The organism is Streptomyces sp. NPDC007901, from assembly GCF_042959465.1.
In the GTDB taxonomy this organism is placed as follows: Bacteria; Actinomycetota; Actinomycetes; order Streptomycetales; family Streptomycetaceae; genus Streptomyces.
On the sequence record NZ_JBIBKW010000055.1, the window covers coordinates 1 to 16,528 of the forward strand.

At 72.7% G+C, this 16,528-nt stretch carries 17 protein-coding genes and 2 pseudogenes; 11 read left to right on the top strand and 8 right to left on the bottom strand.

The genetic code is table 11. The annotated features are described in order from the left end of the window. Window positions 1–82: 82 nt before the first annotated feature. From ACFZDK_RS54725 to ACFZDK_RS54740, 4 genes and pseudogenes are all read left to right on the top strand, one after another. Window positions 83–265: pseudogene (locus ACFZDK_RS54725) on the top strand (aldehyde dehydrogenase family protein); the annotation flags it as partial. 15 nt (window positions 266–280) lie between these two features. After that, window positions 281–1,300 carry a dihydrodipicolinate synthase family protein gene (locus ACFZDK_RS54730; protein WP_390986659.1) on the top strand — a complete coding sequence of 340 codons (1,020 nt, stop codon included), beginning with the start codon at window positions 281–283 and terminating at the stop codon, window positions 1,298–1,300. A gap of 42 nt (window positions 1,301–1,342) precedes the next feature. Continuing rightward, complete coding sequence (locus ACFZDK_RS54735) at window positions 1,343–3,487, top strand: SpoIIE family protein phosphatase (RefSeq protein WP_390986662.1); 2,145 nt, start codon at window positions 1,343–1,345, stop codon at window positions 3,485–3,487. A 225-nt stretch (window positions 3,488–3,712) separates the two neighbouring features. Continuing rightward, window positions 3,713–3,982 (top strand): hypothetical protein, encoded by a 270-nt coding sequence (locus ACFZDK_RS54740; RefSeq protein ID WP_390986692.1) that lies wholly within the window; start codon window positions 3,713–3,715, stop codon window positions 3,980–3,982. Here the strand turns inward: ACFZDK_RS54740 and ACFZDK_RS54745 are convergent. The 4 genes from ACFZDK_RS54745 to ACFZDK_RS54760 are packed head-to-tail and all read right to left on the bottom strand — an operon-like array spanning window position 3,979 to window position 7,896. Beyond that, on the bottom strand, window positions 3,979–4,506 hold the full coding sequence (locus tag ACFZDK_RS54745; RefSeq protein ID WP_355714883.1) for an NUDIX hydrolase family protein: 528 nt from the start codon (window positions 4,504–4,506) through the stop codon (window positions 3,979–3,981). The two genes, ACFZDK_RS54740 and ACFZDK_RS54745, sit on opposite strands and share 4 nt — an antisense overlap. A gap of 42 nt (window positions 4,507–4,548) precedes the next feature. After that, a complete protein-coding gene (locus ACFZDK_RS54750) occupies window positions 4,549–5,694 on the bottom strand; it encodes an amidohydrolase family protein (RefSeq protein ID WP_390986695.1) in 1,146 nt (381 codons plus the stop codon). Beyond that, on the bottom strand, window positions 5,691–7,094 hold the full coding sequence (locus ACFZDK_RS54755) for a glutamine synthetase (protein ID WP_390986664.1): 1,404 nt from the start codon (window positions 7,092–7,094) through the stop codon (window positions 5,691–5,693). The genes ACFZDK_RS54750 and ACFZDK_RS54755 overlap by 4 nt, the downstream gene beginning before the upstream one ends. Before the next feature lie 40 nt (window positions 7,095–7,134). Next, entirely contained in the window at window positions 7,135–7,896 is a 762-nt protein-coding gene (locus tag ACFZDK_RS54760; RefSeq protein WP_390986666.1) for an SAM-dependent methyltransferase, read from the bottom strand. 190 nt (window positions 7,897–8,086) lie between these two features. On the opposite strand from ACFZDK_RS54760, the gene ACFZDK_RS54765 reads away from it, so the two are divergent. Then, window positions 8,087–8,941 carry a Cof-type HAD-IIB family hydrolase gene (locus ACFZDK_RS54765; protein WP_390986668.1) on the top strand — a complete coding sequence of 285 codons (855 nt, stop codon included), beginning with the start codon at window positions 8,087–8,089 and terminating at the stop codon, window positions 8,939–8,941. Window positions 8,942–8,984: 43 nt separating this feature from the next. Here ACFZDK_RS54765 and ACFZDK_RS54770 read toward each other — a convergent pair whose 3' ends face one another. Beyond that, window positions 8,985–9,872 (bottom strand): SDR family NAD(P)-dependent oxidoreductase, encoded by an 888-nt coding sequence (locus ACFZDK_RS54770; RefSeq protein WP_390986671.1) that lies wholly within the window; start codon window positions 9,870–9,872, stop codon window positions 8,985–8,987. Between the two features lie 71 nt (window positions 9,873–9,943). Here ACFZDK_RS54770 and ACFZDK_RS54775 point away from each other — a divergent pair, with 71 nt between their 5' ends. Both ACFZDK_RS54775 and ACFZDK_RS54780 read left to right on the top strand, forming a co-directional pair. Further along, entirely contained in the window at window positions 9,944–10,876 is a 933-nt protein-coding gene (locus ACFZDK_RS54775; protein WP_390986674.1) for a LysR substrate-binding domain-containing protein, read from the top strand. Window positions 10,877–11,032: 156 nt separating this feature from the next. Beyond that, window positions 11,033–11,806 (top strand): TSUP family transporter, encoded by a 774-nt coding sequence (locus tag ACFZDK_RS54780; protein ID WP_390986677.1) that lies wholly within the window; start codon window positions 11,033–11,035, stop codon window positions 11,804–11,806. On the opposite strand, the gene ACFZDK_RS54785 is transcribed toward ACFZDK_RS54780, so the two are convergent. Beyond that, window positions 11,792–12,580 (bottom strand): HAD-IIA family hydrolase, encoded by a 789-nt coding sequence (locus ACFZDK_RS54785; protein WP_390986680.1) that lies wholly within the window; start codon window positions 12,578–12,580, stop codon window positions 11,792–11,794. The genes ACFZDK_RS54780 and ACFZDK_RS54785 overlap by 15 nt on opposite strands. Window positions 12,581–12,704: 124 nt before the next feature. Between ACFZDK_RS54785 and rpmG the strand changes: the two genes are divergently transcribed. The 4 genes from rpmG to ACFZDK_RS54805 all read left to right on the top strand — a co-directional run bounded on the left by rpmG (window position 12,705) and on the right by ACFZDK_RS54805 (window position 14,190). Beyond that, on the top strand, window positions 12,705–12,869 hold the full coding sequence (gene rpmG, locus ACFZDK_RS54790; RefSeq protein ID WP_046728127.1) for a 50S ribosomal protein L33: 165 nt from the start codon (window positions 12,705–12,707) through the stop codon (window positions 12,867–12,869). Window positions 12,870–12,934: 65 nt separating this feature from the next. Continuing rightward, a complete protein-coding gene (locus ACFZDK_RS54795; protein ID WP_390986684.1) occupies window positions 12,935–13,195 on the top strand; it encodes a type B 50S ribosomal protein L31 in 261 nt (86 codons plus the stop codon). Between the two features lie 34 nt (window positions 13,196–13,229). Further along, complete coding sequence (ykgO, locus tag ACFZDK_RS54800) at window positions 13,230–13,352, top strand: type B 50S ribosomal protein L36 (protein ID WP_046728129.1); 123 nt, start codon at window positions 13,230–13,232, stop codon at window positions 13,350–13,352. Window positions 13,353–13,443: 91 nt separating this feature from the next. Beyond that, entirely contained in the window at window positions 13,444–14,190 is a 747-nt protein-coding gene (locus ACFZDK_RS54805; protein WP_390986687.1) for a cobalt-precorrin-6A reductase, read from the top strand. Between the two features lie 34 nt (window positions 14,191–14,224). Here the strand turns inward: ACFZDK_RS54805 and ACFZDK_RS54810 are convergent, their stop codons facing one another. Together ACFZDK_RS54810 and ACFZDK_RS54815 are read right to left on the bottom strand one after the other, a co-directional pair. Beyond that, complete coding sequence (locus tag ACFZDK_RS54810) at window positions 14,225–16,306, bottom strand: DHA2 family efflux MFS transporter permease subunit (protein ID WP_390986690.1); 2,082 nt, start codon at window positions 16,304–16,306, stop codon at window positions 14,225–14,227. Window positions 16,307–16,338: 32 nt separating this feature from the next. Then, window positions 16,339–16,528, bottom strand: a pseudogene (locus ACFZDK_RS54815) (transposase); the annotation flags it as partial.

A 16,528-nucleotide genomic window follows, 5' to 3' on the forward strand; every position in this document is an offset into this window, starting at 1 on the left:
CGCGGGCCTCTACTCGGTGACTTGTAGATCACTCGGGAAGGTACGCCCTGCGCGTCCCGTCCCAAAGATCGATCCACAAGTACTGAGCATTGCTCTGGAGGCGGGCATGGTCGGCATCAACACCGGACTCATCTCCGACGAGGTCGCCCCCTTCGGCGGCGTCAAGCAGTCCGGGACCGGCCGCGAGGGCTCCGTCTACGGCATCGAGGAATTCCTGGAACTCAAGTACCTCGCCTGGGAAGGCGCCGGCACCCCGAAGATCTGAAAGGACCACACGGACATGGCCCGTTACACCCGCGCCGAAGCCCGCGAATGGGCGCGCGAGAACCTCGTCGGCGTCGTCAACTGCACCATCCCGTCCTTTACGGGCGACCTGAGGCACATCAACGAGAAGGCGATCCGGCACGACACCCGGCTCGCGATCGAGCACGGCTTCATGGGCACCCTCGGGGTCTCCGAGGTCGCCATCCAGCTCCCCGAGTACCTGGACTTCCTGCGGATCGTCAAGGACGAGGCGGGGGACGGGTTCCTGCTCACCCACCATGCCAGCTGGAGCACCCTGGAGCAGAACATCGAGGCGGTGAAGGGCGCGGAGGAGGCCGGCGCCGAGCTGGTGCTGCTGTCCTACCCGCCGAACTTCTACCCGGAGACCGAGCAGGACGTCCACGACTACACCAAGGCCGTCTGCGACGCGACGAACCTCGCCGTCATGCTCTTCCCGATGTACCTGTGGGGGTTCAGCCCCCGCATCCACCCCTCCGACATCCCCGTCCGCCTGCTCCGGCGGCTCATCGACGACTGCCCAAACATCGCCGCGATCAAGGCCGAGGGCGGCTTCCCGAGCATCCAGTCCGTCATCGAGTGCCACCGGCACTTCGGCGACGAGGTGGTCATCTCCATGCCCATCGAGGGCGAGCTGATCCCGCTCTCCCAGATCATGCCGCTCCAGTTCTCGGCCACCAGCGACCACGAGTACTACGGTCCGATGATCCCGCGCGCCTTCCAGCTGCTGCGCGAGGGCAAGTACGACGACGCGGCCGACCTCTACTGGCGGCTGCACCCCGCCCGCAAGATCAAGTCCGGGCTAGCCCCCGCCCTGCACGGTGGCGCCTTCCTCAACCGGCAGGCCTGGAAGTTCCAGGGCTGGCTCCAGGGCTACAACGGCGGCCCGCTGCGCCAGCCCACCCAGCGCATCCACGACGCCCAGATGACCGCCCTGCGCAAGGGCCTCGTCGACGCCGGCCTGGAACCGAGCATGGACCCGTTCCGCGAGTTCTTCATCGGCCGCAACCCGGCCTAGCTCCCCGGTGGTCGCCCCGATCTCCGGCGTTAACCTGTGGTTATGTGCCCGAACCGCCTGGAAGGGGCCGCGTCCGACCCGCCCCCGGCCGCGGGGACGGGGGCGCCGGGGTTGGCGCTTCGGCAGGCGGTGGTGAGCGTCGGGGGCCGGGGCGCGATGCTGCACCGGTGGGATCCCGGCACGGGCAGGCTGAGCCTGGTCGCGGTGGACCGGGTCGGCGCCGGGGCCGCAGGGGCCTGGGCGGAGCTGGGGGAGGAGCAGGACGTACCGCCGTCCCGGGCGCTGCGGCGCGGTGTGCTGGTGCGGACGGCCGGGGACGACCTCGGGACGGGCGCGGCCGGCACGGTGGCGGTGCCGCTCATCGGTGCCGAGGGGCCGGTCGGCACGCTCTCGGTGCTGCTGGCCGAGGGGAGCGAGCCGGACGACGTACAGCTGTCGTTCCTGCACGCGGTGGCGGCCTGGGCCGCCGAGCACCTGGAGTGCCCCGCCGGGCGCCCACCGCGCCGGGGGCCCGGGCCCGAGCAGGTGCGGACGGCCAAGGCGGTGGAGCTGACCGCGGCCCTCGCCGAGGCGGTGACGGTCCAGGACGTCGTACGGGCTGTGGCGCACCACGTCCTGTCGCCGTTCGGCGCCGACGGGCTGATCGTCTCCGTGTTCGAGGACGGCCGGCTGACCAGGGTCGGCGAGGTCGGATACCCACTGGACTACCTCAAGCGCTTCGAGGGCCCGCTGACCGCGGGCATGCCTGTCACCGATGTGCTGCGCACGTGGCGCCCGCAGTTCCTGGAGTCGCCCGAGCAGATCTATGAACGCTATCCGGCCGTCACGGACAAGATCCTGATGGGCACCTCGCCGAAGATGGCGTGGGCGTTTCTGCCGCTGGTCGCCTCCGGACGCGCCGTCGGCGTCTCGATCCTGTCGTACAACCAGCCGCGCGCCTTCAGCGAGGAGGACCGCACCCTGCTGACCACGCTCAGCGCCCTGGTCGGCCAGGCGCTGGAGCGGGCCCGGCTGTACGACCTGGAGCACGCCCGCGCCCAGGAACTGCAGAGCGCCCTGCTGCCCCGGACCCTGCCCCGGCCGCCCGCCGCCGTCGCCGCCGCGCGCTATCTGCCGGCGGGCCGGGGCGAACAGGTGGGCGGCGACTGGTTCGACGTGGTCCCGCTCTCCGCCGACCGGGTCGCCCTGGTGGTCGGCGACGTGATGGGCCACGGCATCGCCGAGGCGGCCACCATGGGCCGGCTGCGCACCGCCGTACGCACCCTCGCCGACCTGGACATGACCCCGGACGAACTGCTGGGCCACCTCAACGACCTGGTCAGCGACCTCGGCGAGGACTTCTACGCGACCTGCCTCTACGCCGTCTACGACCCGGTCGGGCGCAGCTGCTGCTACTCCCTGGCCGGTCATCCGCCGCCGGTCTTCGTGTTCCCCGACGGCACCGTGCACAGTCCCGTCCTGAGCCCCGACCCGCCGCTCGGCGCGGCCACCCCGCCGTTCACGGCGCACGAACTGCCGCTGCCCGACGGGAGCCTGGTCGTGATGTGCACCGACGGGCTCATCGAGTCCGCGGGCCAGGACGCCGACCAGGGGCTGGCCAGGCTGGTGCGGCTGCTGTCCGGGGCCGCCGTGCGCCCGGCCCGTTTCACCGGCACCGACCAGGCGGAGGACGTCCGGGGCCTGGAGGAGCTGTGCGACACGGTCGTCGCGGAGCTGCTGCCCGACCGGCGGCAGACCACCGACGACGCGGCCCTGCTCATCGCCCACACCCGGGCCATGCCCGCCGCCGACATCGCCTCCTTCGGCCTGCCCAACGACCCCCGGGCCGCCGGCCAGGCCCGGGAACTCGTCCGTGACCAGCTCTCCCGCTGGGACCTGGACGACCTCTCCACGACCACCGAACTCCTGGTGAGCGAGCTGGTCGGCAACGTGATCCGGCACGCCAAGGGCCCCATGCGGCTCCGGCTACTGCGCAGCCGCATCCTGACCTGCGAGGTCTACGACGGCAGCCTCAGTACCCCGCGCATCCGCCAGGCCACCTACACCGACGAGGGCGGCCGCGGCCTCCAGCTGGTCGCCGCCCTCTCCCGGCGCTGGGGCGCCCGCTACCTCCGCGACGCCAAGTGCATCTGGACCGAGCAGGACATCCCGGACGGCACCCGGGACCGGGTCGGTGCCCCGCCCTGAACCACGGACTCCTCGGCCTGCTCGCCGACCGGCCCGCCAGTGGCTACGACCTGCTGAAGCTCTTCGACACCTCGCTGGCCCACGTCTGGCCGGGGACGTCTCCGCCGAGGGGCCGCGCAGGCGCAAGGAGTACCGGGTCACCGAACAGGGGCTGCGGGAACTGCGGGAGTGCTGGTCGCGCAGACGCAGCAGCGGCAGCCGAGCCGCAGCGAACTGCTGCTCAAGGTGTTCTTCTTCGACCTGGCCTCGGACGAGCAGGCCCGCGCGGTCCTGGCCGAACGGGAGGAGCGGGCTGTGGCCCACCACGCGCGCCTCACGGAGCTGGGCGCGCACTGGAGGAGGACGACGGACCGCTCTCCGCCAACGGCCGTATCGCCCTCGAATACGGCCTGCGGCGGGCCGAGATGGAACGGGAGTGGGCCCGCTGGGCCGCCGAACAGCTCGGCTGAACGCCGTCGGCGGCACGCCGGCCGGGCCCGGGGACCGCTTCCCTAGGCCACGAACCCCACATGGGCCAGGGCCTGCTTCAGCAGCACCCCGTGACCGCCGGGCATCTCGCCCTGCACGGCCAGGGACACCGCCTCCTGGGGGCTGAACCACACCAGGTCCAGGGCGTCCTGCCGGGGCCGGCAGTCTCCGGTCACCGGCACGATGTAGGCCAGCGACACCGCGTGCTGACGCGGGTCGTGGTACGGCGTGACGCCCAGCGTCGGGAAGTACTCGGCCACCGTGAACGGCTGCAGGGAGGCCGGCACCCGGGGCAGCGCGACCGGGCCCAGGTCCTTCTCCAGGTGGCGCAGCAGGGCGTCGCGGACCCGCTCGTGGTGCAGGACGCGGCCGGAGACGAGGGTCCGGCTGACCGTGCCGTCCGGGCCGATGCGGAGCAACAGCCCGATGCTGGTGACTTCGCCGCTGTCGTCGACGCGCACGGGCACGGCCTCCACGTACAGGATCGGCATACGGGCGCGAGCCATCTCCAGCTCGTCGGAGGACAGCCAACCGGGCGTGGTTTCGGTCATGTCAGACATTGCTTGATCATACTTTCCGGGTGGGGCGCGCGCTCAGTCGCGGCCGGGGTCCGATACGGGAAGTCCGTAGAGGCGACGGGCGTTGTCGCGTCCTGTCCAGGCGGCGATCCTCACGGCGTCGGTCGGGCTCATCTCGTCGGCGTCCACCCGGTCCTGGAGCAGACCGGCCAGCCCCTGCCGGAAGGACAGCGCGCCGAGATGATGGAACTCGGCCACACCATAGGCGTCCGAGCTGTACAGCAGTTTGCGGAACGGGGTGATCTCCATCGCTTCCGCCAGGACGGCGGCCGCCCGGGCCGGTCCCACATGGTGCAGGGTGAGCCCGACATCGAGGTGCACATGCTCGAACACCGCGGCCAGATAGGCGGCTTGGCGCTGGAAGGGCCAGCAGTGCAGCAGGATCACCGGGATGGTGCCGACGGTCAGCCGCAGCCAGTCGGTGAGCAGGGCCGGGTCCGCGCGGTGCAGCCGCAGGTCCGAGTCCCCGAAACCGGCGTGGAGTTGGAGCGGCAGCCCGAGGCCGACGGCGGTCCACAGCAGGTGGCGCATCAGCACCGGGTCGGTGAGCCGGCCGCCGCGGGCGCCCCAGAGCGCGGCCGCCCGGGTCACCTCGGCGTACGTCGGCCGGGCCGGATCCAGGTCGAAGCCGGTGCGGTAGGCGGCCACCGACTTGACCGCGACCACCCCCGGCCGCCGTACCGCCTCCTCGGCCGCCGCCCGGAAGGCGCCCGCGTACTCGTCCGCCTCGATGCCCCGCGCGGCCACCGCCTCGGCGACGCTCTCCAGCCGTACCACCTCGTACGCGGTGGCGTCGGCCGCCGCCGCGAGTTCGGCGGGGGAGGTGACCGGGTGCGGGGTGTAGCCGGTGTCCACGCAGAACGTCTCCGTGCGCGCGGCCGTCAGGAACCGGCGGTTGACCTCCTGCCAGCCCAGTTCGGCGCGGCGCGCCAGGTAGTCGGCGGCGGGGGCGTGCCGGGGCAGGTCGAGCAGGGGTGCGCAGTGCCGTCGTACGGCCAGGCCGACCGGGCTGTCGAACGGCGACACACCCGGCCAGGCCTCGCCCTCGGTCAGCAGCGACTCGAACGCCGCCGGGTCGAGATCGGCGGTGACCGCGCCGTGGCAGTGGTGGTCGACGAGGGGGAGCGCGTCGAGGGTGTCCAGGACCGGTCCCGTCATCAGTACTTCCAGCGGTAGGCCGTCGCCACCCCGGCGTCGTCGAGATCGGCCACCGAGGCCGTCTCGCCCTCGCGTACGGCGACCACCGCGTCGGCGAGGACCGGGCCGAGCGCGGCGCGCAGCATCTCGTCCTCGCGGAACGCGTCGACGGCGTGGGAGAGCGAGGTCGGCAGCCGTCGTACGCCCCGGGCCACCGCCTCGTCCGGGATCAGCCGGGCCGGGTCGTCGACGACCTCCTCGGGCAGCGGCGTGGCGGAGGCGATCCCGTCGAGTCCGGCGGCGATGACGCAGCCCAGGGCCAGATACGGGTTGGCGGCCAGGTCGACCGGCTTGACCTCCAGATTGGCGTCCTGGCTCTGGTGCCCGGAGGTGCCGGTGACGATCCGGATCGCGGTCTCCCGGGTCTCCCGGCCCCAGGCCGTGAACACCCCCGCCCACTGGGAGGGTTTGAGCCGCAGATAGCTGGCCGGGCTCGGCGCGGTCACCGCCGTCAGCGCGGGCAGCCGCGTCAGCAGCCCGGCCACGAACGACTCGGCCTCGCCCGTCATGCCGTACCGGCCCTCGCCCCCGGAGTGCAGGTTGACCCCGTGGCGCCAGACGGAGAGGTGGAGATGGCCGCCGTTGCCGACGCCCCGCTCGGTGACCGCCGGGGAGAAGGAGGCCCGCAGCCCGTACTTGTGCGAGACCGCGCGGATGGTCTGCCGCACCAGCACGCTCTGGTCGGCCGCCGCCACCGGGTCCAGGGCGCCGGTGGAGAGCTCGAACTGGCCCGGGGCGTACTCGGGGTGCAGCTGCGCGACCGGGACCTCCTGCTTCTCGAAGGCCGCGAGCAGGTCGGCGGTGTAGTCGCTCAGCTCGATCTGCCGGGTGGCGCCGTACGCCGGAGCCGTGGTCGCCGGGGCGAACTCGTCGCCCGGCGCGGCGGCCCGGCCCAGCGACCACTCGATCTCGATGCCCGCCTTGAAGGTGAGGCCGTGCCGTGCCTCGGCGTCGGCGACGATCCGGCGCAGGAAGGTGCGGCTGCACCCGGGGTGCCGGTCGCCCTCCTGGGTGATCCGGTCGACCGGCGCCCACGCCCAGCCGGGCTGCGCGGCCAGCACCACCAGCCGGTCCAGGTCCGGGTAGAGGCGCAGATCGCCGTCGGGGGAGCCGAGCACGTCGGTGCGCACGATCGCGTCGTTGGCCAGGAAGGTGTCGAACACGGGGGACATGCCGACGCCCCACGCCACCGCCGACTGGAGCCGCTGGCAGGGAACGGTCTTCACCCGGCAGATCCCGGCGGTGTCCACATAGGCCAGCACGATCCCGCGCACACCCTGCGCGGACAGTTCGTGGGCGAGGGCATGGGCCCGGGCGTGATCGCCGGTGCGCCCACCGGGCACGGGGTCGACCAGGGGTGGCATACGACGTCCTCCTCGACGGGCTCGGATGCACGCGTCCCGGTCAGCGTTTCACGGCGACCGCGCCGAACTGCGGCACCGGCGCCGGGGAGTCGGCCCCGGCGCGCCACTGCGAGCACGGCACCAGCCCCGGCTCCGGCAGGTCGAGCCCGTCGAAGAAGCCGGCGATCTCGGCGCGGGTCCGGGCGGTGATCGGCGGGGTGGCGTGCGCGTTCCAGAACCGCATCGCCGCGATGTTGCCCTGGCCGCCCACCTCCGCGTCGGCCGTCGGATGGGTGAGGGCGAGGACGCTGCCCGAGGGCACCGCGGCCATGATCCGCCGCACCACCTCGCGGGCCGTGCCGGTGTCGAGGACGAAGTTGAGGGTGCCCAGCATCATCACGGCGACCGGCCGGCTCAGGTCGAGGGTCCCGGCGGCCCGCCGGAGCACGGTGCCCGGATCGTGCACATCGGCGTCCACGTACGCGGTGACGCCCTCAGGGGTGCTGGTGAGCAGGGTACGGGCGTACATCAGCACCATCGGGTCGTTGTCGACGTACACGATCCGTGACTCGGGCGCCACGCGCTGGGCGACCTCGTGGGTGTTCTCGACGGTCGGCAGTCCGGTGCCGATGTCCAGAAACTGCCGTATCCCGTACTCGGCCGCGAGCAGTTCCACCGCCCGGCCGAGAAAGGCGCGGTCCGCGCGGGCCACGTCCCGGACCACCGGCAGCATCCCGGCGACCTGCTCGCCGACCCGCTGGTCAGCGGTGTAGTTGTCACGGCCGCCGATCCAGTAGTTCCACACCCGCGCGTTGTGCGCCACGGACGCCGTCAGTTCCGCCGGCCCGCTGCCCCCCCACGCCCGCCGCCCTTCCTCGGGTCCCCACGCCGGTGGCCGACATTGTGCCGTCGGATGATCGTGTTGTCGCAGGGTTCGCATGGGTTGTTCCAGGGCCTCTCGGCCGCATGGGCGACACTGGTGTACGAATGCCGTCCCCGACCGGAAGCAGGACATGCCCGCCTCGCCCGCGTCCCTCCTCACCGCACCCGACCTCCCTTCCGGCCCCGCCGACATCCGGCTCGTCGTCACCGACATGGACGGCACCCTCCTCGACGACGAGAAGCGCATCCCCGAGGGACTCTGGCCGATGCTGGCCGAACTGCGCCGCCGCGGGGTGCTGTTCAGCCCTGCCAGCGGCCGTCAGTACGCCACCCTGGCCCGGCAGTTCGCCGAGGTCGCCGAGGGCATGGTCTTCATCGCGGAGAACGGCACCTACGTGGTGCGCGACGGCGTCGAACTCAGCTCGGACGTCCTGGACCCGGCCGTCGCCGCCGGCCTTGCCCGGACCGTACGGAGCCTGGTCGCGGACGGGGTGGACGTGGGGGCGGTGGTCTGCGGGAAGCGGGGGGCCTATGTGGAGCGGCGGGACGAGGCGTTCCTGGCGGAGGTGCGCCAGTACTACGTCACACACCACATCGTCGACGACCTCACCGCCGTCGACGACGACGTCATCAAGGTCGCCCTCTTCGACTTCGGCCCCGCCGCCCGCACCACCGCCCCGGCGCTGGCCGCCTACGCCGACACCCACCAGGTCGTCGTCTCCGGCGAGCACTGGGTCGACGTGATGAACCGCACCGCCAACAAGGGCACCGCCCTGCGCGGCCTCCAGCGCGAGCTGGGCATCACCCCCGCCCAGACCATGGTCTTCGGCGACTACCTCAACGACCTGGAGATGCTCGACGCCGCCGACTGGTCCTTCGCCATGGCCAACGCCCACCCGGACGTCATCGCCCGCGCCCGCCACCTCGCCCCGTCCAACAACGACAACGGGGTGCTGCGCACCGTCGCCCGGGTGCTCGGCATCTGATTCCTCGTGCCGGATGCCGATGCCGGAGCGGGTGATACGGCGTTCAGGGCCTGACCAGCCGGTCCTGCTCGACCGGGGGTGTGCCGTCGTGCCAGGGCAGCGGCTTGCCGAAGCGGACGAGTTCGCCGTAGAGGGCGGGGTCCACGCCGTCGGCGAGGACCAGGTCGAGGACGGCGCGGGCCGCGTCGGCGGGGGACTGGGCCTGGCTGTAGTCGCTGAACCAGGGCCGGGAGGTGGCGGTGTCGACCATGCCCGGGCAGACGGAGGCGATCAGGGTTCCGGCGGCCAGGTCCTGTTCCCGGCGTTCGGCCGCGACCGCGCGGACCGCGGCGACCTGGGCCACCTTCGAGGGCACGTTCAGCCAGACCGGCCAGCCGGCCTCGGCGGCGGTGCGCTGGTGGATCGCGCTGCGCCAGGACTCCACGGCGTACTCGACCTGGTCGAGGCTCGCGCCGTCGAACAGATGGTGCAGCCGGGGGTCGAGATGGCCGAGGGCGCCGAGCGAGCTGGCCACGACCAGGAGACGGCCGCCGGGGCGCAGCACGGGGCCGAAGGAGCGCAGGATCGCGTGGGTGGCGGTGTTGGAGACGTCGATGAACTCGTCGGCGCGCTCGGACTGCGACTCGTCGGGCAGCACCCGGGCGACCGCGTTGGAGAGGACGACGTCCACCCCGCCGTGCCGGGCGCGGAGCTCGTCGGCGAGCCGGGCGACGGCGTCGGTGTCGGTGACGTCCAGGACGCGGCCCTCGACCCGGGCACGGGTGCCGGGCAGCCGGGCCACCTCGACGGCGGCGTCCGTCACCCGCCGCTGGTCGCGGCCGGTCAGCAGGACCAGGTCGGCCGGGTCCAGCCGGGCGGCGAGACCTTCGACGAGAGCGCGGCCGAGGCCCTGGTTGGCGCCGGTCACGAGGGCGATGCGGGAAGTCTTCATGCCGGCAACGCTAGGAACCCCGCGTCCATGAGTCCAACGAAAGTTAGGCACAGCTAGTATGCGGAAACGTCATGGACTTCAACGATGTCTCCCTCACCGCGCTGCGGGTCTTCCGCGCGGTGGCCGAACAGGGCACCTTCACCGCGGCCGCCGCCACCCTGGGCTACACCCAGTCGGCGGTGTCCCGGCAGATCGCCGCGATCGAGCGGGCGGCGGGCGCCGAGCTGCTGGAACGGCGGCGGGACGGGGTACGGCTCACGGCCGCCGGGCGCGTGGTCATACGGCGCGCGACGGTCGTGCTCGACGAGATCGAGGCGACGGCGCGGGAGCTGTCCGGGCTGCCGGCGGAGGGCGGCACGGTCCGGCTGGGCTGGTTCCCCACCGCGGGCGCCGTCCTGGTGCCCCGGGCCCTGACCGCGCTCCGCACGACGGACCCCGGGCTCCAGGTCATCGGCCGCGAGGGCACCACCCCCGCACTGGTCCGCGCCCTGCGCGCCGGCAGCCTCGACCTGGCCCTGCTCGCCTCGGCTCCGCCCTTCCGGCCGCCCGACGCCGAGTCGCCGCCGCTGGTGCTGCAGACCCTCGCCGAACGCGCCCTGTGCCTCGCGCTGCCGGCCGCCCACCCCCTGGCCCGCGGCGAGTTCGTGGACGTGGCCGATCTGCGCGGGCAGCGCTGGATCGTCGGCTCGGCCTCCGGGGAGGACCGGCTGATGGGGGTGTGGCCCGGTCTGGACGAGCGGCCGGAGATCGCGCACATCGCCCGGGACTGGCTGGCCAAGCTCCATCTCGTCGCCGCCGGCTGCGGCTTGACCACCGTGCCCGCCGCGCTCGCCGCCGCCGCGCCGCCGGGTGTCCGGATCCTGCCCGTCCGGGGCGGGCCCCAGGAGCAGCGGCGCCAGCTCCTGGCCCGGCTGCCGCACCCGCCGGCCGAGGCGGTCGTCCGGGTGGCCGCGGCCCTGCGGGCGGCGGCGCTCGCCACGGACGCGCCGGACCAGTCCAAGTGACACTCCGGGAAGGAGAGTTGCTCCGGAGGCTCCACCACCCTTAAGGAATACCGGCAAACGCGCACAAAGGCCGCCCGGCGTGTCCGGTGTGCGAGGGCCAACCAGCGAGACGGTACTTACCGCCTCGGCTTGTCCGGACATAGCATCGGTCCCCGCATGAACACGATGACGCTCTGGCACATATCCGGCTGGGAGTTCGCCGCCCTGGCATTCGCCGCGCTGCTCGTCGGCTTCTCGAAGACCGCCGTCAGCGGGGCCAACACCGTCAGCCTTGCGGTCTTCGCCGCGATCCTCCCGGCCCGCGCCTCCACCGGAGTCCTGCTCCCGCTGCTCATCGCGGGCGACGTGCTGGCCGTCGCGACCTACCGCAGGCACGCCCACTGGCCCACGCTGTGGCGGCTGTTCCCGGCGGTCGCGGCCGGAGTGGTGATCGGCACGGTGTTCCTGGTCTGGGCCGACGACGCGGTCGTACGGACCTCGATCGGCGCGATCCTGCTGCTGATGGCCGGGGTCACGCTCTGGCGGCGGCGCAAGGCCGAGCGCCCCGACGACCCGGACGCGGTCACCACCCGGGCGGGCCGGGCGAAGGCCGGTTCCTACGGCGTCCTGGGCGGCTTCACCACGATGGTCGCCAACGCGGGCGGCCCCGTGATGTCGATGTACCTGCTGTCCGCGGGCTTCCGGAAGCTCGGCTTCCTGGGCACCTCGGCGTTCTTCTTCCTCATCGTGAACGTCTCCAAGGTCCCCTTCAGCGCCGGCCTCGGCCTGATCGACGGCAACTCGCTGCTGCTCGACGCGGCGCTCGTGGTGTTCGTCGTCCCCGGCGCGTTCCTCGGCAAGTGGGCGGTGACCCGGATCAACCAGCGGCTGTTCGAGCAGCTGGTGATCGCCGCGACGATCGTGGGCGGGCTCCAGCTACTCCTGCGCTAGCCGGTCCAGCAGCGCGGGCAGCTCCGCGAACGAGTCCAGCACCTGGTCCGGGGCGCCGCTCGCCCGCTCCAGGGTGTCCGGCCGGAACTTCCCCGTCCTGACCAGCGCACCGGTGATGCCGAGGCGCTGGGCCGCGAGCACGTCCGACTCGACGTCGTCCCCGATCATCAGCGCCTCCGCGGCATCCACCCCGAGGCGCCCCAGCGCCGCCTCGAAGAAGGCCCGCGCCGGCTTCCCGGTGACCTCGGCCTCGACCCCGGCGGCGGCCTCCAGCCCCGCCAGGAACGCGCCCGCGTCCAGCTGCAGCCCCGCGTCCGTGCGCCAGTACAAATTCCGGTGCATGGCGACGAGCCGCGCACCCCGCTGCAGCTGCCCGAACGCCCGGTTCAGCGCCGCGTACCCGAACTCCGGCCCGGCACCCCCGAGCAGCACGACATCCGGTACGACGGTGTCGTCGTCCGCGGCCACGAGAGTCACCCCGGCCAGGTCCTCCCGTACGTCCCCGCTGTTGAGCAGCGCGCACCGGGCCCCGGCCAGGTGGACGGCCGTCGCGGCGGGCGCAGTGAGGATGTCCTCGGCCGTCACCGGGAAGCCCGCCGCCACCAGCGTGTCCGCGATCGAGGCGCGGGTCCGGGACGTCGTGTTGGTCACCAGCGCGACACCGAGACCGGCCTCGCGGATCGCCCGCAGGGCCTCGGGGGCGCCGGGCAGCGGGCGCCAGGACACGGTGAGCACCCCGTCGATGTCGATCAGCACCCCACGCACGGAAGCCATGCCAGGACCATAGCCCGCACGGGCCCGGCGGACCCGGGAATGCGACGGCGGGGGGCGTTGTTGGACCGGTCGTGATTGACATGCTCGGCTCAGTAATTCCGGGTGTGGGCGAAGGGAGAACCTCATGGCACGCAGCACCGCGCGTCCCGTTGTCAGGCTGAAGTCGACGGCCGGGACCGGTGTCACCTATGTGACCCGCAAGAACCGCCGGAACGACCCCGACCGGCTGGTCCTGCGCAAGTACGACCCGGTGGCCGGCGCGCACGTCGACTTCCGCGAAGAGCGCTGAGGCGGAGCGCCTCTGAGCGCGGAGCGTCGAAGCGAAGTGCACCACCGCCCCAGGAAGGAAACCCCATGAAGCCCCGCATCCACCCCGACTCCCGGCTCGTGGTCTTCCGCGACCGCGCCGCGGACGCCACGTTCCTGACTCGCTCCACCGCCGACTCGTCCCGGACGATCGTGTGGGAGGACGGCAACACCTACCCCCTGGTCGACGTCGAGATCTCGTCGGCGTCGCACCCCTTCTACACCGGCAGGGCGCGGGTCCTGGACAGCGCCGGCCGGGTGGAGCTTTTCGAGCGCCGCTACGGCCGCACCGCCGCCGCCCGCGGCTGACCGTCCCCGCGGCCGACACGAGGAGAACAGCACCATGAAGGTACGCAAGTCCCTGCGTTCACTGAAGGCCAAGCCCGGCGCCCAGGTGGTCCGCCGACGCGGCGTGGTCTACGTGATCAACAAGAAGGACCCCCGCTTCAAGGCCCGCCAGGGCTGACGGGGCACCCGCTCCACGACGGCCGCCCGGCACCCCGCCGGGCGGCCGTCCCGCGTCCGGGCCTCTGGGCGGCACCCCGTACGCTCGCCCCATGTCCCCGCACGTCCTGATCCTCGGCGGCACCGCCGAGGCCCGCGAACTGGCCGCCGCGCTCGCCCCGCACGCCGGTGTGCGCGTCACGACCTCCCTGGCGGGGCGGGTCACCCGGCCCGGCGCGCTGCCGGGCGAGGTGCGCGTCGGAGGCTTCGGCGGGGCGACGGGGCTGGCCGGCTGGCTGCGCGAGCGGCAGGTGGACGCCCTCGTCGACGCCACCCACCCCTTCGCCGAGACGATCACCGCGAACGCGGCCCGGGCCGCGGCGGAGACCGGGGTCCCGGCCGTGGTGCTGCGCCGTCCCGGGTGGCGGCCCGGCCCCGGAGACCGCTGGCACCCGGTCGGGTCGCTGGCCGCGGCGGCGGACCTGCTGCCGCGCTTCGGCCCCCGGGTCCTGCTGACGACCGGCCGCCTCGGCCTGTCCGCCTTCGCCCACCTGACCGACCGCCACTTCGTCGTACGGTCCGTGGAGCCCCCCGAGCCTCCCTTGCCGCCGCACACCGAAGTGCTGCTGGCCCGCGGGCCGTTCACCGTCGCCGACGAGACCGCGCTGCTCCGCGAGAACCTGATCGACGTCCTGGTCACCAAGGACAGCGGGGGAGCGGCGACGGCCGCCAAGCTCACGGCCGCCCGCGAGTCGGGGCTGCCCGTGGTCGTCGTACGGCGCCCGCCGCTGCCGGACGGAGTCACCGCGGTCCCGGACGTGGCGGGTGTGCTGGAGCGGCTGGGGCTCGGCCCCGCCTGATCACATCGATCACATCGCTGAGAGGTCCGGGTGCTCAGGCCGCCTTGGCGGCCGGCTCCCACTCCCCGGCCCGTTCGGGCAGTCCGTCGGTCAGGTCCTCGACCAGCAGCCGTTTGGCGATGGTGTCGACGGCGGCGCGCAGGTCGGCGCCCGACGGACGGCCGAGGTCCTCCTGGACCCGGTCCTTCAGCCAGCTGCCCCAGGCGTGACCGAGGACCTGGGCCTCGTGGTCGCCGGCCTCGGTGAGGGACAGGTAGGGGCCGGTACGGGTCAGGTAGCCCTCGTCCACCGCGCGGTCGAAGACCGGCAGCAGCACCTCCGGTGGCAGCCGGCGGCGGGCGGCGATCAGACCGAGGTGGCCGTGCCCGACCAGGCGGGTGTGCAGTTCGACCTGCATCACCGCCCAGGCTTCGGCGATGTCCAGCCGGGTGCCGGACTCCCGGATGATCCGGCGCGCGGTGTCCAGGTCGGCCCTGCCGATGATCTTCGCCACGGCCGCCTCCAGCACCCGCTGCGAGTCCGGCCCGTGCGGCGAGGCGAACCCCTCGCCCATGTCGGTGGAGCCGAGCCGCGCGCTGTCCCTGAGCTGGACCTGCTTGAGGAACAGGGCGACCACGAACCCGACGCCCGCGACCGGCACCGTCCACAGGAACACGGTGTGGATGGTGTCGGCGTACGCCTGGATGATCGGCTCGGCGGCGGGCGCGGGCAGCCGGTGCAGGCCTTCCGGGCTGGTGGCCGCCTTGGCGATGACCGCCGGGCCCAGGACGCTCGCCTTGGCGGCGGCGGTGATGCCGTCCGCGAGGTTCGGCTTCAGCGCGTTGGTGTAGATGGTGCCGAAGACGGCCGTACCGAACGAACTGCCCAGCGTACGGAAGAAGGTGACGCCGGAGGTCGCGGTCCCCAGGTCGGCGTAGTCGACGGTGTTCTGCACGGCGATCGTCAGCACCTGCATGCTCAGACCGATGCCGGTGCCCAGCACGAACATGTACAGGGACTCCAGCCAGACCCCGGTGCCCGGCCCCATCAACGACATCAGGTACAGGCCGGCGCCCATGACCAGCGAGCCGACGATCGGGAAGATCCGGTACCGGCCGGTCCTGCTCACCACGTTGCCGCTGAAGATCGACGCGATGAGCAGACCGGTCACCATCGGGAGGGTGCGGACCCCCGAGATCGTCGCCGAGTTCCCGTCGACGTACTGGAGATAGCTCGGCAGATACGTCATGGCGCCGAGCATCGCGAAGCCGACGATGAAGCTGAGGATCGAGCAGACCGTGAAGACCGGGTTGCCGAACAGCCGCATCGGCAGCATCGGTTCCTTCGCCCGGGTCTCCACCCAGCAGAACGCGGCGAGCGCCGCCGCACCGCCCGCGAACAGGCCGATGACGGTGCCCGAACCCCACGCGTACTCGTTGCCGCCCCAACTCGTCGCCAGGATCAGCGCGCTCGCGCCGACCGCGACCAGCGCGATGCCCAGATAGTCGATCACCGGCCGGGACGCCGACTTCACCACCGGGATGGTGCGGGCGGCGGCCACCACCACCAGGATCGCGATGGGCACGTTGACGTAGAACGCCCAGCGCCACGACAGATGGTCGGTGAACAGCCCGCCGAGCAGCGGCCCGATGACCGTGGCCACACCGAACACCGCACCGATCGCGCCCTGGTACTTGCCGCGCTCCCGCAGCGGGATGACGTCCGCGATCAGCGCCATCGCGGTCACCATCAGCCCGCCCGCGCCGATGCCCTGCATCGCCCGCCAGGCGATCAGCAGCGACATGTTGGTGGCCACACCGCACAGGAACGAGCCGGTGATGAACACGATCGCCGAGACCTGGAAGACCGCCTTGCGGCCGAAAAGGTCGCCGAACTTGCCCACGAGGACGGTCGACACGGTCTCCGCGAGGAGGTAGGCGGTGACCACCCACGACATGTGCGCGGCACCGCCCAGGTCCGACACGATCGTCGGCAGGGCCGTGCCCACGATCGTCTGGTCCAGGGCCGCGAGCAGGATGCCCAGCATGATCGTCACGAAGACGACGTTGCGCCGCCGGGCGTCCAGCACGGGCGGCTGTGCGGCGTCGGGCAGTGCGGATTCCTCGGTGGACGTCACGAGGTCACTGTCACACCGCTGGGCTACCGTTCCTAGAGACTGAGCGGGAGTGAGTCCTGTTGCCAGGATTCGTGCTCAGCCGAACGCCCCGAACGGTGTTGGGCGTTCTGGTCGACCGCGTTCGCTGCGCGTCCGGCGCCGACGGATCGTGTCCGTGGTCCGGGGATGCGGGGGCGGTGTCCCTCACGTCCTGGGGTGCCCGGTTCGGCCTGGACGGTCCGA

What these genes read in the sequence shown, in the direction of transcription:
- ACFZDK_RS54735 (WP_390986662.1), top strand. Translation starts at nt 1,343, where the DNA reads ATGTGCCCGAACCGCCTGGAAGGGGCCGCGTCCGACCCGCCCCCGGCC.
- ACFZDK_RS54745 (WP_355714883.1), bottom strand. Translation starts at nt 4,506, where the DNA reads ATGACCGAAACCACGCCCGGTTGGCTGTCCTCCGACGAGCTGGAGATG.
- ACFZDK_RS54785 (WP_390986680.1), bottom strand. Translation starts at nt 12,580, where the DNA reads ATGGCTTCCGTGCGTGGGGTGCTGATCGACATCGACGGGGTGCTCACC.
- ykgO (WP_046728129.1), top strand. Translation starts at nt 13,230, where the DNA reads ATGAAGGTACGCAAGTCCCTGCGTTCACTGAAGGCCAAGCCCGGCGCC.
- ACFZDK_RS54730 (WP_390986659.1), top strand. Translation starts at nt 281, where the DNA reads ATGGCCCGTTACACCCGCGCCGAAGCCCGCGAATGGGCGCGCGAGAAC.
- ACFZDK_RS54805 (WP_390986687.1), top strand. Translation starts at nt 13,444, where the DNA reads ATGTCCCCGCACGTCCTGATCCTCGGCGGCACCGCCGAGGCCCGCGAA.
- ACFZDK_RS54765 (WP_390986668.1), top strand. Translation starts at nt 8,087, where the DNA reads ATGCCCGCCTCGCCCGCGTCCCTCCTCACCGCACCCGACCTCCCTTCC.
- rpmG (WP_046728127.1), top strand. Translation starts at nt 12,705, where the DNA reads ATGGCACGCAGCACCGCGCGTCCCGTTGTCAGGCTGAAGTCGACGGCC.
- ACFZDK_RS54780 (WP_390986677.1), top strand. Translation starts at nt 11,033, where the DNA reads ATGAACACGATGACGCTCTGGCACATATCCGGCTGGGAGTTCGCCGCC.
- ACFZDK_RS54755 (WP_390986664.1), bottom strand. Translation starts at nt 7,094, where the DNA reads ATGCCACCCCTGGTCGACCCCGTGCCCGGTGGGCGCACCGGCGATCAC.
- ACFZDK_RS54770 (WP_390986671.1), bottom strand. Translation starts at nt 9,872, where the DNA reads ATGAAGACTTCCCGCATCGCCCTCGTGACCGGCGCCAACCAGGGCCTC.
- ACFZDK_RS54795 (WP_390986684.1), top strand. Translation starts at nt 12,935, where the DNA reads ATGAAGCCCCGCATCCACCCCGACTCCCGGCTCGTGGTCTTCCGCGAC.
- ACFZDK_RS54775 (WP_390986674.1), top strand. Translation starts at nt 9,944, where the DNA reads ATGGACTTCAACGATGTCTCCCTCACCGCGCTGCGGGTCTTCCGCGCG.